This is a genomic window from Vibrio sp. sp1, assembly GCF_016920955.1.
Taxonomy (GTDB): Bacteria; Pseudomonadota; Gammaproteobacteria; order Enterobacterales; family Vibrionaceae; genus Vibrio; species Vibrio alginolyticus.
Map to the genome: position 1 here is coordinate 3,313,934 of NZ_CP060589.1, position 16,525 is coordinate 3,330,458.

The window sequence follows — 16,525 nt, forward strand, 5'->3', positions numbered from 1 at the left end:
ACCGAATGAAATTTGCACACTTTTTTATTCAAAGACCCATATTTGCCTCTATGATATCGCTATTGATATTAATAGTAGGCGCAATTTCACTTTTACAGTTGCCTGTGAGTGAATATCCAGAGGTTGTCCCTCCTACAGTGGTAGTTACAGCAAACTATCCTGGTGCGAACCCAAAAGTAATCGCAGAAACAGTTGCTACGCCTCTGGAGCAAGAAATTAATGGTACAGAAAACATGTTATATATGTTTTCGCAGGCAACCAGTGACGGCAGAATGACATTGACCGTAACCTTTGCTTTAGGTACGGACTTGGACAAAGCTCAGGTTCAAATTCAAAACCGCGTCACTACAGCTTTGCCCCGATTACCAGAAGCCGTCCAACGGTTAGGAGTTGTTGCCGAAAAAGCCTCTCCTGATCTCACTATGGTTGTGCATATATATTCTCCAGATTCTAGCCGTGAAGTCAGTTATTTAGCTAACTACGCTAATTTAAACTTGAAAGATGAGATAGCTCGGCTCGGAGGCGTTGGTGATGTGCGCCTTTTCGGTGGTGACGAGTACTCAATGCGCTTGTGGTTAAATCCAGATGAGCTCGCTTCTAGAAATCTAACCGTAATGGACGTTGTCTCCGCCGTCCGATCTCAAAACCAACAGGTGGCAGCAGGCTCATTAGGTGCGCAACCAGCCGCTAATGAAAACCAATTCCAAGTTTTGTTGAACGTAAAAGGCCGCTTGGAGAATATTGATGAATTCAACGACATTGTCGTAAAAGTTGACGAAACAGGGGCTTTGACACGTCTTAAAGACGTTGCACGCGTAGAGCTAGGTCAAAACTCTTATGCACTGCGCGCCTTGTTAAATGGTAAACCAGCGGTGGCGATGCCCGTATTCCAACGCCCTGGTGCTAATGCTATTGAGCTATCTAATCAGGTTCGTTCAACCATGGACCGTTTACAAGCAGCCTTTCCAGCTGGAGTTTCATATGAAATAGCCTACGACCCGACCGTCTTTGTTCGTGGTTCGATAGACGCGGTGGTTCATACTCTGCTAGAGGCAATTGTACTTGTTGTTGTCGTAGTTATTCTGTTTTTGCAAACATGGCGCGCGTCTATCATCCCTATCATTGCGGTGCCTGTTTCATTAATCGGTACGTTCGCTGTAATGCAAATGCTCGGAGTATCGATTAACACACTTTCGTTGTTTGGACTTGTTCTCGCCATAGGCATCGTCGTCGATGACGCCATTGTCGTCGTCGAAAACGTGGAACGGAACATCCATAATGGTCTTGCACCACTAGAAGCAACGAAACAAGCAATGACCGAAGTTACCGGGCCAATTATTGCAATTGCATTAGTGTTATGTGCGGTGTTTATCCCGACAACCTTTATTACAGGGTTATCCGGTCAGTTTTATAAGCAGTTCGCACTAACAATTACGATCTCGACGATTATTTCAGCAATTAACTCGTTGACGTTATCGCCTGCTTTATCAGCACTGCTATTACAAGATAAGAACGCAAAACCCGATCGGCTAACCAAACTCTTGGATGCGGTTTTTGGTAAGTATGTTTTTGCGCCATTCAATAGAATTTTTGAGTATAGCTCGAACCAATATCAAGCTCTGGTCAAGAAGCTGATTCGCTTTAGCCTTGTTGTTGTGGTGGTATACATTGCGTTACTCGGGGGAACGGTTTCTCTATTCAAAGCTGTTCCTGGAGGATTCATTCCTCAACAAGATAAGCAGTATTTAGTTGCGATCGCCCAACTTCCAGATGCAGCAAGTTTAGATCGAACAGAGTCCGTTATTAAAGAAATGGAAAACCTCGCGCTGGCAACACCTGGCGTAGCACAAACCATTTCTTTCCCAGGCTTATCGGTCAATGGTTTTACTAACAGTCCGAATAGTGGCATCGTTTTTGTTACGCTTGAGGACTTCGATAAACGAAATGATCCAACTCTCGGAGCAAATGCGATTGTTGCATCTTTGAATAAGAGCTTTTCAATCATTGATGAAGCCTTCGTTGCGATTTTTCCACCACCACCAATCCAAGGACTTGGCTCTACTGGCGGCTTTAAACTTCAAATCGAAGACCGTGCGAACAAGGGGTTTGATGAGCTCTTCAAGCAATTGAACTTGGTAATAAGTGAGGCATCAACAAGACCCGAGCTGATGGGATTATATTCCACATTTCGTATACAAGTGCCGCAGATGGACATCCAAATAGATCGTGAACAAGCGATGCTGCAAGGTGTTCCTCTAGAGCAGGTTTTTGATGCGCTTCAAGTTTATTTAGGATCATTATACGTCAATGACTTCAATATGTTTGGTAGAACATACAAAGTGAATGCCCAGGCAGACATGAACTATCGTCTCGAACCTGACCAAATACTTAACTACAAAGTAAGAAATGCTGCCGGACAAATGGTTCCTCTCGGCGCTGTACTGGAGATCATACCTACGATTGGGCCTGACCGCGTGATGCACTATAACGGCTACCCTAGTGCAGAACTAAACGGCAGTCCTGCTTTTGGTTACAGCTCTGACCAAGCCCAAACGGCTATTGAGGAAGTACTGGATCAAAACCTAGCAGAGGGAATGGTTTATGAATGGACTGATGTAACCTACCAGCAGATTTTGGCTGGTAACACGATGGTGTATATATTCCCACTTGTTGTTTTGTTAGTTTTCATGGTGCTAGCTTCGCAGTACGAGAGTTTAAAACTGCCATTCGCTATCATTTTGATCGTTCCTATGACCATTTTTTCTGCACTAGCAGGTGTTTGGTTCATTGGTGGTGACAACAATATATTCACACAAATTGCTTTGATTGTCCTTGTGGCTCTAGCGTGTAAAAATGCCATCTTGATGGTGGAGTTCGCTAAAGAACTTAAAGACAATGGCCAAGATACCTTATCAGCGATTTTGGAAGCATGTCGTTTACGTCTTCGACCGATTCTAATGACATCAATTGCATTTACCGCTGGTGTTATTCCATTAATGATTGGTACAGGGGCCGGAGCGGAAATGCGACAAGCAATGGGTATTGCCGTATTCTCGGGTATGGTAGGCGTAACGGTATTTGGATTACTACTCACACCTGTTTTTTACATGTTAGTGAGTCGAAACAAAAAACGTCAAACACTATAACCATAATATAAATACTCATTTAAATTCATACTAAAGGGAGCTATTGCTCCCTTTTCTTTTGGTTATTAAGTATATTAATAATTTCTAGACAGAGCAGAAGTTATACATGAAACTAATACGCTAATATCTAACTTGGATAAACATTGTGGATTTAGCAAATAAACTACACCTGCTTTTAGAAGTCTCTAAAGCTGGATCTTTTGCAAAAGCAGCAGATGGGATGAATATCGACCGCTCTGTTTTATCTAAACACATCAAGCAGTTAGAAGAGCACTTAGGCGTTAGGCTATTAAACAGAACAACTCGCGCTCTTTCATTAACGCAAGTCGGCAAGCAAATAGTTGAAAAAGCAGACCAAATATCTCAACTCCTTGATGATACTCAACAAATAGCGGAGAACTTTCAGACTGAGCCTTCAGGGAAAGTACGAATTTCAAGCTCAACATTATTTGGAAAACTCTATCTACAACCTTCGATAGAGAAGTTTTTACATAAGTACCCAAAAGCAAGTGTTGAACTAATGCTAGATGATCTTCATGTAGACGTGATTAGAAGTAATTTTGATATTGCTTTTCGAATCGGACCTATGAGGGATTCATCAATGGTAGCAAGAAAATTAGCAAAAAATACGACTGCAATCATTGCTTCTCGAAATTTAATTGAAAAACATGGTAACCCAGAAACGCCTGATGAGTTAGTTAAGCTACCTTTTATTATTTATTCAAATGGTAATTTTATTGTCGATAAACTTAAATTCTACGACAAAGCAAAATCAGATGGTTTAGATACATACCCAATATCAGGGTCATACATGGTAAATGAAGCTGAGCTAATAATTGAAAGCGTAAAGTCAGGTCTGGGCGCTGCACTTATAGGTCAATTTATGCTTCCTAACAACCTAGAGTCTTCTAATTTAGTTCAACTTTTACCAGAATATGAAACTCAAGATTTTGGTGATATTTATGCCATGTACTCACACCGTCAGCAATCACCATTGGTTAGGGCATTCATTGATATCGTTCAAGAAGAAGTTGGCATACCACCAATATGGGAAAAGCATTTCAATAAAAGCTAGTTGATTCTATTTAATCAAAATTAACAGAAAATCAAATAAAATCAATAATTTAAAACAGAAATGTTTAAGATCCATCGAAGTTTAATGTTAGGTGAATTAAGTTCCATTCTAAATGGCGCTTAATTCACTAAATATAAAAAATTCTTGATTTATAATACTAACAAATCCATCACCTATACAAGTTACGATGTATATTAAAGAAAAACACACCTCGGTCACTAGTTTGTTAGTATATAAAATATCTTATCTTATTTTTTTGGTTATTTATACGTTAGCAACGATTTATTTTAGCGTAAAAATGGACAAAAGCACATCGGAGAACTCTCTTATAGAAATGACTCAAATAGCATTTGTGCTTTTTTCATCGTTAATGTGTTTGTATAAATCTAAGGAGTATCTTGAACTCAAACACATATTAGTAATAATGTCTTCATTTTTTATGGTTATATTCGTTAGAGAAATGGACTACCACATAGAGCAGTATTTCTCTCACGGTTCATGGAAGTACCCTGCTTGGATTATAATAGTCTCGGTCTGTTATTTTTGTTTTAATAACATAGTTAACATAAAAAATGAGGTCAAACTTTTCATTTCTCATTCTAGCTTCACGACATTAACGATTGGCTTTTTCATTGTTTTCTTATTCTCACGCTTTGCAGGGTATGGTGATTTTTGGGTCGAGTTTATGGGGAACTCATACAATAGAGACGTGAAAAACTTGGTCGAAGAAAGCTTAGAGTTACTAGGTTACGCGATACTTTTAAACGGTGTTTTACTTATTAAAGTAGAAAACCACTAAGTATAAATAAAAGTTCATAGCTTGTAGTTCAAGCTTTGAACTTTTTTGGCTAAAAAAAAGCAGCAAATTATATTTGCTGCAAATGATGAAAAAACAATATGCGTAAGTTAACTTCCTAGCAATGGATGCGTTAACGAGTTAATAATAACGAACCGTAACAATTAAGTCTCGTTGAAAATAATCCATAAAGAATGGCATTTATTACACTGTTAATTATGTAATCTAATCTAGTTATCACACGCCGTCGTTTTTATATCTTATCTCTTTCCGTCAATAAATAGCTCTTCACATCAGATCCCATTTATCATCCCACAACAGTCGGATTCAAAACAAAGTAATAAAAATCAATAAATTAGAAGTAGCCACTTAAAAAATAAAAAGGAGTAAAAACGAAACTATATCAGATAGAACATATTAAAGATCACCGACTCTGAGTAGAAAGCCGTTCATACTCGTTACGCATACAATCAATAAAGACTTCCATCGCCGGCGTCACACACTTCCCAGCATGATAAGCGCAGAGTGGCTTGATCATCTGTGAAAATTCGGTGAACTCAAGCTCTTGTAAACTGCCCTCTTGCAACTCTTTTTCAACCGTAAAACGAGGTAAGTAAGAGATACCAATATTACTCTCAACGCAATTTTTGATCGTATTAATACTGCTAAGTTCGATCATGTTGTCGATGCTAATATCACGCTCTTGAATAATGCTCTCAAACATCTGTCGAAAAAGGCACTTAGGGCCATTGCTTATAAACCCTAAATCAATATGTTGCTCTCTCTTCTTTAAATCTAGCCCTTTTAAAAGCGGTGAAGCAACTAATACCAGTGGCTCGTGCTCAAACTCGTGCACCTTGAGCGTATCGTCATTACCTACTCGATAAAACACACCTAAATCAGCTTTATCCGCTATCAACTCATCTCGAATCTGATAGCAATTTTGTGATTGCAGAGAGAGTCGAACATTGGGCGCTCTGATCCTGAACTCTTTTAAAACATTAGCCATCTTATAAGCAAGTTGAGTCTCAGCAACCAGCACTTTCAATTCACCGGTCGGCTCCGAGTTTTCTTGCTGTGCTGTTCCCTCAATATTTTCCATCACTCGCGCCAGTTCATAGACGTAAGGCAGTATCTTTTCTCCTGCTTGAGTCAAAACCATCTTACGCCCTATTTTTTCGAACAGCTGCAAAGACAGATCTTGTTCCAACTGCTTGATTTGAAAGGTGACGGTTGATTGCGTGCAATAAAGCTTCTGTGACGCTTTTAGAAACGATCCTTCTTCAACAATAGCTTTAAAAGTAAGAAAGCGTTTTAGATTCATGACTAGACTCCACAACCAACAGTTCAATAAATTAAAAGTCTAAGTTTTAATTTATTCAATTTTTTAATCAATTGTAGCGAAGTATAGTGCAGTAAAAACAGGAGAGATAGAGATGACCGCCATCTACACCGCATTTTTTACTTACGTAATCATTACTTCAATTACACCAGGGCCAAACAACATTTTATCGCTCAGCATCGCGACGCAATATGGACTAAAACGCTCAACAAAAGTGATTTCGGGGATGTTTTGTGGTTATGTTGTTTTGATGCTACTTTGTGGCGCTTTCACGTATAACATGATCAGCCTCTTGCCCGTGATTACACCTTGGCTAACATGGATTGGAGCAGCTTATATTGTTTGGTTGGCTTGGGGGCTTGCTACGAGTGAGATCAAAACTTCATCGGATAATTCTAAAGGTATCAGTTTCTTAACAGGTTTCGGTTTGCAGTTCGTTAATGTGAAAATCATTCTTTATGGAATTACCTCTATTTCTACGTTCGTACTGCCCCACACTCAGAATATCTACTGGATCTTAGCGACTAGCCTCATTCTTGCTTTGATCGCACTTCTTAGCAACGTAGTTTGGGCCGTTGCAGGAAAGCTACTTCAATCGCAATTCCAGAGATATGGCAAAGTCATCAATATGAGCTTAGCAGCAGCTCTGATCTATTGTGCGACACAGTTATTTACTTAAGTATATAGTTGATCATCAAGAACAATATTGCTCTTCAACTTAGACGACTACGTTTATGGGAAGAGCAAATTCTGCTCTACAAATCGCTGCGGTTTCTCGTGCCTTACTCGCTCCTCCCACTGCTTCATACGGCAGTTTTTGAAGAAGTAGATTCAACGTCACTTAATCAACCTAAAGATACGAAATCTTGTTTAGCTATACATACACGGCCTTGGCGACCTCGGCAATAACTAAGCATTACTTAGTATACACAAATCAGAAAAACTAAGATAATCTTAGTCATCCAAGTCCTTCGTATGAACATTAAGTGTTGTTTAATAATCCACTCCCAGCCCGCCTTAAGCATGCGCGTAAACAAGCGAATCTGTCCCAAAAAGCACTGGGCATCCGTATCGGCATGGATGATAGTTCTGCAAGTGCAAGGATGAATCAATACGAAAGGGAGCGCCATACTCCCGACGTAAAAACGCTCAAACTTATCGCAGATGAGCTAAACGTGCCTCTAAACTATTTTTTTTGTGAAGATGAAATCACCGCTGAACTTGCTGTGAATCTCCACAAGCTGTCAAATGATGACAAGCAAAGAGTGCTTGAGAGCACAGCCCAGCTGATTGCGGACGCAATCGCCACGAAGTCGAGTACGTAATTGGGATTAAACGCCTAAGAATACGTATCAATACCAAAGAATCAAAGAGCATAACTAAGGGTTCAACATGGCTACAACAAAAGCACTTGTGGTTTTTTCCGGTGGGCAGGACTCTACGACCTGCTTAATCGATGCATTAAATACATATGATGAAGTTCATGCTATAACGTTTGATTATGGCCAGCGTCATTCAGATGAAATAGATATCGCTATCGAATTAGGTAAGCAACTTAACATCAAAAGCCACAAAGTCCTGGATGTAAAATCAATTAATGAGTTAGCGATAAGCTCGCTGACAAGAGACAACATTCCGGTATCTAATGACTTAAGCGACGCTAACGTACCCAATACATTCGTTCCAGGGAGAAACATTCTCTTTCTTACTTACGCATGTATCCATGCTTACCAGCTTGGCATTCAAGACATCATTACGGGAGTCTGCGAAACAGACTTTAGTGGTTACCCTGACTGCCGAGACAACTTTATTCGCTCTCTAAATCTCTCTTGCAATTTAGGTATGGATAAAGCCTTCAACATTAAGACTCCTTTAATGTGGCTTACTAAAGCCGAGACCTGGGCTCTAGCTGATAAGCACAATATGTTGGAGTTTGTCCAAAACAATACTTTAACATGTTACAACGGAATCGTTGGTAAAGGCTGTGGTGAATGCCCAGCGTGCCTACTGCGACAAAGCGGCTTAGAAGAATACTTAGCGAGCAAATAGTCTTTGTTAGCGGTAATAGCGCTGGGATAAAACCTTTTGCGTTAGCTTCTAAACGTTTTATCTCAGCGTGAAACTCCAGCCAACAGAGCTTCATTTTGATGCCGCCAGATTGGTGGCATCAATTAAATGCGAAACGATTGTCGAACCAAAGATAGCACCACACCACAGCAGCCAACACTGCTTAGCTTTTACAACGCTATAAATTGTTTAGATACATCGACAATGATTCCATAGCAAAGCTACCAACTGCATTACTCGCGAAACCGGGATTAGATAGAAAAGCCACTTCGAATGATGACGAGCCTCTCGTCTAAGCAATACTCAAATATTTATGAGTTTGAACAGACAAACGCCAATTGCGGGCAATACACGTATCAATACACAATTGCGTAGCACGAAGCTTCTGGCTAATTGGTTGTAGTGCAATGATAGTCTCAGCCGCTACGTTCGCATTTGCTAAAAGCTCATCAAGGTGGTCGATGTCTTTCTGGGTGCCGACTGGATGCTTAATCTCATTTGCCCGCTCTAACGCGCTATTAAGCACTGGTAATTTACCTTTCATTGCTACTTTTGGTGACACTGTCACCCACGTATTTTCTGAAGTAATCACTTCTGATGTGCCACTGGTTTCAATTTGGCATTGGCACCCCATATCTTCAAACGCCTTTGTTAAAGGGCGCAGATCATAAATACAAGGCTCTCCACCAGTAATCACGATATGCTTAGCATTAAAGCCTTGCTGTTGATATTGCTCTACGATGTTCTCGGCAGATGCAACACACCACGTCGGAGAGTCTTCCGTTTTCACCAGAATATCGCCTATTTGACGTTGATCATTCTCATCTGCATACCACGTTTGTTTGGTATCGCACCATGAGCAACCAACCGGACACTCTTGAAGCCGAACAAAAACAGCAGGGACTCCAGTGAAAACCCCTTCCCCTTGGATGGTTTCAAACATCTCATTTAGCTTATACAACGCAGAACTCACTCAACTCATAACATTTCGAGGCGAAGACCATAATGGACACGCGTGTCTAGGTCAATTTAAACCAAAAATTAATTGTTAAAATAGACCATTTTGTAGTTTCATAGCGTAATGAATATAGGTTTCTGGTTAACGTTAAACCAAGCCTTATTCACTGACAGCTCCCAAAAAACTTTAAGGTAAGAAATGATGTATAAACTGATCGCACTAGATATGGATGGCACGCTACTCAATAGTGATAAAGCCATTTCTGAAGAAAACAAACAAGCGATCGCAAAAGCTCGAGAAGCAGGCGTTACTGTCGTTCTCGCTTCTGGTCGCCCATTAGAAGGAATGCAAGACAAGCTCGACGAACTGAATATCCATTCCGATCGAGATTTTGTTCTTTACTACAACGGTTCGATGGTCAAGAACGTAGGCACAAACGACATCATCCACCAGCAAATCATAGATGGTAAAGCTGCAAAATTGGTGGCGCGAAAAGCCGAAGAGCTAGGTGCGTACGTCCATGCTTTTAGTCAAGTTCATGGTTTAATCACCAACGAGCACAACCCTTACACCGATATTGAAGCAAAGATAAATGGCTTAAATGTCACTGAGATGAACTTCGAATCACTAGAAGACGATCATCCAATCATCAAAGCTATGATGGTTGCAGAGCCAAGCAAACTAACAGAAGTTATAGCAGCACTGCCAGCTGAAATGCGCGAAGCGTTTACGGTTGTTCAAAGCGCTCCGTTTTTCCTTGAGTTTCTTAACCCTGCGAGCAACAAAGGTATTGGTGTTGCCGCAATTGCCGAGTATCTGGGAATTAAACCGGAAGAAGTTATCTGTATGGGTGACGCAGAAAATGACCACCACATGCTGAAATACGCTGGCCTTGGTATCGCGATGGCAAATGCAATGGAAGAAACCAAGCAAATCGCTGACTACATTACGGCAAGTAATGATGAGCACGGTGTCGCTAAAGCTATAGAAAAGTTCGTGCTCAATGCATAGCCCTTTCCGCCATGTCTGTTGCGTTAAGCTTCTTACGTTTAACATCCCTAGCCGTCCAAGATAGGCAAGCGGCGTTGTTCGTGGACTAAACGTGTAAAAGCCTTGCTGTAATGCAAGGCTTTGTTTTTACTTAAATACTAATAGATAACAAATACAGCCATCAATCTAGCAACGTTTTGCTCGGTTGGTTTTCACAAGTCAGCTTCCTTGCAAGCAGCATAAATAACAACATTAATAATGGATAATGTAACGTCGACAAGACTAATGACCACAAACCGCTAAACGATACGATATTAGCCGAGTACAAATAGAGTTGATCAACAAGCAACAATGCCAGCGTCACAAAGATCATCTGCCGAGTATCTAAATGTGCTTTCGACTCTTTAAATGTCATGACCAACGCTGATGCAGTGATTAAAATTGCTAGCCAGCGACCAAACACAGGTAATGGCCAGATGACGGAGATGACCGATGTTGCCGCAGTCATAATGAACCAGACGCCTTTTGAGCTTAGAACTTGATCAACGTTCACATCTTGATTTGTCTCCAGTCGAAGAACATGCCAAGCCACTAAGCTGCCTAACAGCGCGCCAAATAACATATCTAAAATAAAGGCACTGCCGAGGAAAAACTTACCTAACACCACAGTAAGAGTGATGAACACGAAGACTGCCGTTGTTCCATTCAAACCAAAATACTGGGTTCTATGAAACAAGAACGTCAGCACACAAAACCACACAGCGATAGGCAAGCTAGGAAAACTAAAGCCAAAGCTGTGCGTTAACTCCATCATTGGTATATAGACATGTGGGCGCGGTAGCGAAAAGCCTTGTTGAGCGACAAGCACCATAAGCGACGTTGCACTAATTGCGAAAAAGAGTCGGTACACAAACCGGCTACCAAAGCGCATCATGGCAAAAGGAAATAGAAAGAGTAGTACCGTTGGTTCTGTCAGATCTATAACCAGTTTCGAGAGCTGACTAGCTACCTCGTAACTCGTTTCTGACAACGCCCCTACCCAACTCTGTAAATCTATCAGCCACGCCAATTCAACCTGACGAAATGAAGGCGCGGATTCGATCAACTGAGTCACATAAGATACTGATTGCTTGGTAGCTTGATCAAAAAACTGAGTGGCTTGTGGCCATTGCTCAGGATAACGATATAAAGATGATGGTAATTCAGATGGGCTAAGCAACATCGCTGACGCAACTTCTACTCCATAATGAGGGGCAAACCAAATAGGCAGTTCATTTCCACCTAAAGAATTATTCATAGAAAAAGCGATAATGTCAGAGTCTGATATACAGTCGTAAAAAACCGCAGTGTCCGTTCTGCCAAGCTCCTCTCCAACCGTAACCACTATACCGGTTTCTTCCCACGTTTCTCGTTGAGCAGCAACTTGTGGAGACTCACCATCAATAATGGTTCCGCCAGGTAGAGAAATCTTATCCGTTAATACTTCATGAACCAGCACTAACTTGTCATCAGCGCGAACAATACAGAGCGCTCCTTTAACTTCGCTCGCAGTGGCTTTAGCCGTAGAGATCGGTGAAACAGGTAACAAAATAAAACAAAGGATGAGTAATAACAGCTGTCTCAACACAAAATATGACCTTAAATAAACATAATGATAACCAATGAATCATGGCAGTTAATCTTATCTTTTTCGACAAAAATTAAGTAACGAGTTATGCCAAACTGAGTTGATCGCGTAAAACCTGATCTCAACGCTCACTGGAGAATAATTTAATGCAAACCTGACAAAAATCAGACAAAACATAAAATGTTGATCGCAATTCTGCCAGTTATATAAAGATAACGTCAGGAAAAGTCATACACATTTTGTGGGTTCTCATAGTTGACACAATAAAAAAGGGCTTATTATTCGCAAACAATAAACCCCAGTTATGATAACTATGTACTGATCGTTGAAACCAAGAATGAATCTTATCTCATGGTCAACGAATCAAATTCACTGGCTCGATCGTTAGTTAGACGTGCAATTCTCATCGCCTACTTTTTGCCAAACACCCCAAGGCCCTGAGTCTGCTGGGTTATCACCTTGAGTCCACCACTGCGCTTGCCAAACTTTACCATTCCAAGTGACCGTATCTCCTTTGAGATACACTAAGCTGGCTTGCCATACAGTTGTACAGCTATCTGTGGGAGGCGTTGTCACCGTTTTCGCTTGAGCAGATACTAACGCTTGGTATTGTGTGCTGGTCTTATCAACGTTGAAGTTCAAAGCCACTCTTGCTTCTCCGCTCTGAGTAGCACCAAATTCAACATCAACACGACAACTTACATTCATTGCTAACGTCGCCTGAGAGCACTGATCATTGGCAATAACAGCTGCATCAGTAACACCCGAAGCAAACGCGCGAACATTTTCTACAGTGAACGTGGTGTTCCCTGAATTCTGGATAACAAAGCTATGTTGCTGTAACTCCCCAACATTAAATGATGCCAGTGTCTGTTCGGTGGTGTATCCAACAGAAACATTTTCTTTTGGTGGTGTTGCTGTTCCGATAACACCATCGACAAAATTGCGCATAGCAGCGATATCGCTATAAACCCCATACATACCAGGACGAGCACAACCTATTCCCCAACTGACCACACCAAGTTGAGTAATTACACCACTGCGATTAATAACGATTGGACCACCACTATCTCCCTGACAAGAATCTATCCCACCTTGAGGAATACCCGCACAGAATGACACTTCTCCAACCGTTGTGTAGTTGCCACCGGCTTGACGGCAAGTCATATCCGACACAAGTGGGACGTCAACCTCTTGCAATCGAGACGGAGAGCTTCCTCCTTCAGAAGTTCGCCCTAAGCCAGCAACACTAAGCCAATCTCCGATGCTCGCGTATTGCGTTAGACTGCCATTCGCAATCTCAACTGAAGAAACACCTTGAGGCACAGAGTCGAGCTTCAATACCGCGAGGTCATGAGAAAGCGTCGCGCGGCGATATGCCGGGTGCATATGGATCTCACTGACGTTTGCACGAACACCGTCACTACCGTTATAAACAACGCCACCGATTTTAACCGCTATCTGATTCGGAGAATCACCCTCAACACAATGCGCAGCAGTCAGGACGTAACCATTCCCGATATAACTGGCCCCACAATATGATCGGTTACCATAACGACTAACAATTTGGGTGTAGAATTTCCAGTCACGTGGGTCGGCAGTTACTCCGCCTACGATCTGGGGTTGGATAGTATGATTTTGCGTCTGTGACAAATCATCAGCACTTGCGAACATTGGCAAAACGGCTAAAGCAAGTAACGATTTTGTTAGTTTCAAAATATTGTCCTCTTGTTTTTGTAAGCACGATCCTCGTGCTACTAATAAACAAGCAGACAAAAACGCCGATACCAATGTGGGTGCATATCAATTTATTAACATTGCGAGCAACTTATAGAGAAAAGTCTATTGACGAACTGAATGATTTCAATTCGATAGAACCTAAATCACAATATTAAAGTTAAATACGATTATTCGTTCAGCGGTTTTCTTAAATAGTGGATATGATGTGCAAATCCTTGTTTTTCATACAAATATATTGCGCCCTGGTTAAAATGCCATACTTCAACAAACATCTGTTTTGCACCGTAATCAGAGAACGTTGACTCAATTTTATTAATCAATGCCTGCGCCGTACCTTGTTTTCGATATTCAGGCAGCACATAGAGCTCATCCACACTTCCCATCATAACTGGCTGGCTGACGGTAGAAATAAGTTCACAGAAGTGACCAGAGATAAAGCCAATAATTTCATCTCCTTGTTTTGCTACGTAAACAAGGCACTCAGGGTCGTCAATATATCGAGCAATGCTTTTTTCTTGTTCTATCTCCTCTGCCGTTTTGAAAAGCTCAGGAGATTGAAGATGATGCTCATCATGAAGCTCGAACATAAGATCGTTGAGCAACTCTAGGTCGCTAAAACACGCAGGTTTAATCGCAAACGCGGTCATACAAAGGGTCACTAAAAATGGAATGGCTGTAGTTTGTGAGGAAAACGTCGTATTGGCAAGTCACAAATGCTTTCACGATACGTTTGTACTGTTTGAGCAACAAAAAGGCCCCTGTACTTAATAAACGTACAGAGGCAGAACCAACCTACAGAGTTCGAGGATCAGGGGTTAGTTAGAATGAGTTTTTCTCAGCGTCGTAGCACTCGCTCAATTTCGTTCAAGCTACTTGGGTCATCAATCGTTGACGGAACGGTGTATTTTTCACCATCAGCTATTTGACGTATAGTTCGACGCAAAATTTTACCTGAACGTGTTTTCGGTAAACGGTCTACAACCAACGCATGCTTGAAGCAAGCAACTGCACCTATCTCACTACGCACTTTGCCAACAAGCTCACCTTCAAGGTCTAGCTCATCCACTTTAACACCGTCTTTTAGTACCACAAAACCAAGTGGAAGCTGACCTTTTAGATCATCGTGAATACCAACCACCGCACATTCTGCAATCGCTGGGTGGCCTCCTACTATTTCTTCCATTTCACCTGTCGACAATCGGTGTCCCGCGACATTAATCACGTCATCAATACGTCCCATAATAAACAGGTAACCGTCTTCATCCAGATAGCCACCATCACCTGACACGTAGTAGCCTGGGAATTGGCTAAGATAACCAGTTTCAAAACGGTCATGATTACGCCAAACCGTTGGCAGACAGCTTGGTGGCAGTGGACGTTTTAATGCGACAAAGCCTTGTTGGTTAGGCCCGACAACCTCTCCAAGTTCATTCAGAATCTCGACCTGATAACCCGGAATGGGCTTCGTCGAAGAACCAGCTTTAACTGGCATCATTTCGACACCAGTCGGGTTGCCCGCGATGGCCCAGCCCGTCTCGGTTTGCCACCAGTGGTCAATAACGGGCTTGTCCGCTTTGCTCTGAACCCACTCCAGTGTCGGAGGGTCGAGGCGTTCTCCCGCCATAAAGATGGTTTTCAGATTCGACAAGTCGTACTGTTTTAAGTGCTCACCTTCCGGGTCCTCTTTCTTAATCGCACGAAACGCCGTTGGTGCAGAGAACAACGCATCTACTTTATATTCATCACACACTCGCCAAAATGCGCCAGGATCCGGTGTTCGAACAGGCTTGCCTTCGAATAGGATAGTAGTGCAACCGTGAATCAGTGGAGCGTAAACAATGTAAGAGTGCCCTACTACCCAGCCCACATCAGATGCCGCCCAAAAGACGCCATCTTGAGGAATGTTATAGATTGCGCTCATGGAGTACTTCATCGCGACAGCATGGCCACCGTTATCACGCACAACGCCTTTCGGCTTACCTGTCGTGCCCGATGTATAAAGTATGTAGAGCGGATCGGTTGCTAACACCGGAACACAACCATGTGGCAGCGCTTGTTTGTACTCTCGCTGCCAATCTAAGTCTCTTTCTTGGTTTAGCTCAGCGTCGCACTCTGGACGTTGGAAAACAAACACTTTCTCAGGCTTCCAACGGCTGTCCATAATGGCTTTGTCTACCATTGGTTTGTATGGAATGACTTTGTTGATCTCAATCCCGCACGACGCCGTCATGATCACTTTCGGCTCTGCATCTTCAATTCGTACAGCAAGCTCATTAGGAGCAAAACCGCCGAATACTACGGAATGAATCGCCCCCAAACGCGCGCAGGCAAGCATCGCCATTGCGGCTTCTGGGATCATCGGCATGTAAATAACGACTCGGTCGCCTTTTTCAACACCTTGAGCAGACAGCATGCCAGCAGTTTTTGCTACTTGGTCACGTAGGTCGCTATAGGTGTACGTGGCTTTACGACCTGTCACTGGCGAGTCATAAATGAGTGAAGTATTATCACCGCGTCCTTGCTCGCAATGGTAATCTAATGCTAACCAGCACGTATTCATTACACCATCTGGAAACCAACGTTCTATGCCGTTTTCATCAGATTTCAAGATAGTTTTAGGAGATTCAAACCAATCGAGATTCTCCGCTTGAGCGCGCCAAAAACTCTCCGGTTCATTCTTCGCCCATAAGTATTCTTTTTCGTATGAAGACATATTGCTTCCTCCAGTATGTCCTGACATTGCTCTCGTTCTACTCAAAGATCGCTCTTTTAATCCAAAGATCG

At 42.0% G+C, this 16,525-nt stretch carries 12 protein-coding genes; 6 read left to right on the plus strand and 6 right to left on the minus strand.

Annotation, left to right across the window (positions count from 1 at the left end):
- The first annotated feature begins 5 nt into the window (after window positions 1-5).
- Together H9L11_RS15335 and H9L11_RS15340 are read left to right on the plus strand one after the other, a co-directional pair.
- Window positions 6-3,146, plus strand: a complete 3,141-nt coding sequence (locus tag H9L11_RS15335) for a multidrug efflux RND transporter permease subunit (protein ID WP_085570004.1) — start codon at window positions 6-8, stop codon at window positions 3,144-3,146.
- A gap of 145 nt (window positions 3,147-3,291) precedes the next feature.
- Window positions 3,292-4,221, plus strand: coding sequence for a LysR family transcriptional regulator (locus H9L11_RS15340; protein WP_085570003.1), 930 nt, complete (start codon window positions 3,292-3,294; stop codon window positions 4,219-4,221).
- Window positions 4,222-5,441: 1,220 nt separating this feature from the next.
- On the opposite strand, the gene H9L11_RS15345 is transcribed toward H9L11_RS15340, so the two are convergent.
- Window positions 5,442-6,341 (minus strand): LysR family transcriptional regulator, encoded by a 900-nt coding sequence (locus H9L11_RS15345; protein WP_085570001.1) that lies wholly within the window; start codon window positions 6,339-6,341, stop codon window positions 5,442-5,444.
- Between the two features lie 112 nt (window positions 6,342-6,453).
- Here H9L11_RS15345 and eamB point away from each other — a divergent pair, with 112 nt between their 5' ends.
- From eamB to queC, 3 genes are all read left to right on the plus strand, one after another.
- Window positions 6,454-7,038 (plus strand): cysteine/O-acetylserine transporter, encoded by a 585-nt coding sequence (gene eamB / locus H9L11_RS15350; protein WP_005388201.1) that lies wholly within the window; start codon window positions 6,454-6,456, stop codon window positions 7,036-7,038.
- 307 nt (window positions 7,039-7,345) lie between these two features.
- Window positions 7,346-7,684 (plus strand): helix-turn-helix transcriptional regulator, encoded by a 339-nt coding sequence (locus H9L11_RS15355; protein WP_005388200.1) that lies wholly within the window; start codon window positions 7,346-7,348, stop codon window positions 7,682-7,684.
- Between the two features lie 67 nt (window positions 7,685-7,751).
- Window positions 7,752-8,408, plus strand: a complete 657-nt coding sequence (gene queC, locus H9L11_RS15360) for a 7-cyano-7-deazaguanine synthase QueC (protein WP_005377298.1) — start codon at window positions 7,752-7,754, stop codon at window positions 8,406-8,408.
- A 310-nt stretch (window positions 8,409-8,718) separates the two neighbouring features.
- Here the strand turns inward: queC and queE are convergent, their stop codons facing one another.
- Window positions 8,719-9,369, minus strand: coding sequence for a 7-carboxy-7-deazaguanine synthase QueE (queE, locus tag H9L11_RS15365; protein WP_053307054.1), 651 nt, complete (start codon window positions 9,367-9,369; stop codon window positions 8,719-8,721).
- A gap of 216 nt (window positions 9,370-9,585) precedes the next feature.
- Between queE and H9L11_RS15370 the strand changes: the two genes are divergently transcribed.
- Entirely contained in the window at window positions 9,586-10,395 is an 810-nt protein-coding gene (locus H9L11_RS15370; RefSeq protein WP_017821691.1) for a Cof-type HAD-IIB family hydrolase, read from the plus strand.
- 160 nt (window positions 10,396-10,555) lie between these two features.
- Here the strand turns inward: H9L11_RS15370 and H9L11_RS15375 are convergent, their stop codons facing one another.
- From H9L11_RS15375 to H9L11_RS15390, 4 genes are all read right to left on the minus strand, one after another.
- The gene (locus tag H9L11_RS15375; RefSeq protein WP_053307038.1) at window positions 10,556-12,001 is read right to left on the minus strand and encodes a bifunctional NUDIX hydrolase/phosphatase PAP2 family protein; all 1,446 of its coding nucleotides are present in this window, start codon (window positions 11,999-12,001) and stop codon (window positions 10,556-10,558) included.
- A 384-nt stretch (window positions 12,002-12,385) separates the two neighbouring features.
- On the minus strand, window positions 12,386-13,717 hold the full coding sequence (locus H9L11_RS15380) for a trypsin-like serine protease (protein WP_205390901.1): 1,332 nt from the start codon (window positions 13,715-13,717) through the stop codon (window positions 12,386-12,388).
- 191 nt (window positions 13,718-13,908) lie between these two features.
- Window positions 13,909-14,388, minus strand: coding sequence for a GNAT family N-acetyltransferase (locus tag H9L11_RS15385; protein ID WP_054576996.1), 480 nt, complete (start codon window positions 14,386-14,388; stop codon window positions 13,909-13,911).
- Window positions 14,389-14,576: 188 nt separating this feature from the next.
- Window positions 14,577-16,454, minus strand: coding sequence for a propionyl-CoA synthetase (locus H9L11_RS15390; RefSeq protein ID WP_054576995.1), 1,878 nt, complete (start codon window positions 16,452-16,454; stop codon window positions 14,577-14,579).
- Window positions 16,455-16,525: the final 71 nt, after the last annotated feature.

What these genes read in the sequence shown, in the direction of transcription:
- H9L11_RS15335 (WP_085570004.1), top strand. Translation starts at nt 6, where the DNA reads ATGAAATTTGCACACTTTTTTATTCAAAGACCCATATTTGCCTCTATG.
- H9L11_RS15345 (WP_085570001.1), bottom strand. Translation starts at nt 6,341, where the DNA reads ATGAATCTAAAACGCTTTCTTACTTTTAAAGCTATTGTTGAAGAAGGA.
- eamB (WP_005388201.1), top strand. Translation starts at nt 6,454, where the DNA reads ATGACCGCCATCTACACCGCATTTTTTACTTACGTAATCATTACTTCA.
- queC (WP_005377298.1), top strand. Translation starts at nt 7,752, where the DNA reads ATGGCTACAACAAAAGCACTTGTGGTTTTTTCCGGTGGGCAGGACTCT.
- queE (WP_053307054.1), bottom strand. Translation starts at nt 9,369, where the DNA reads ATGTTTGAAACCATCCAAGGGGAAGGGGTTTTCACTGGAGTCCCTGCT.
- H9L11_RS15370 (WP_017821691.1), top strand. Translation starts at nt 9,586, where the DNA reads ATGTATAAACTGATCGCACTAGATATGGATGGCACGCTACTCAATAGT.
- H9L11_RS15385 (WP_054576996.1), bottom strand. Translation starts at nt 14,388, where the DNA reads ATGACCGCGTTTGCGATTAAACCTGCGTGTTTTAGCGACCTAGAGTTG.
- H9L11_RS15390 (WP_054576995.1), bottom strand. Translation starts at nt 16,454, where the DNA reads ATGTCTTCATACGAAAAAGAATACTTATGGGCGAAGAATGAACCGGAG.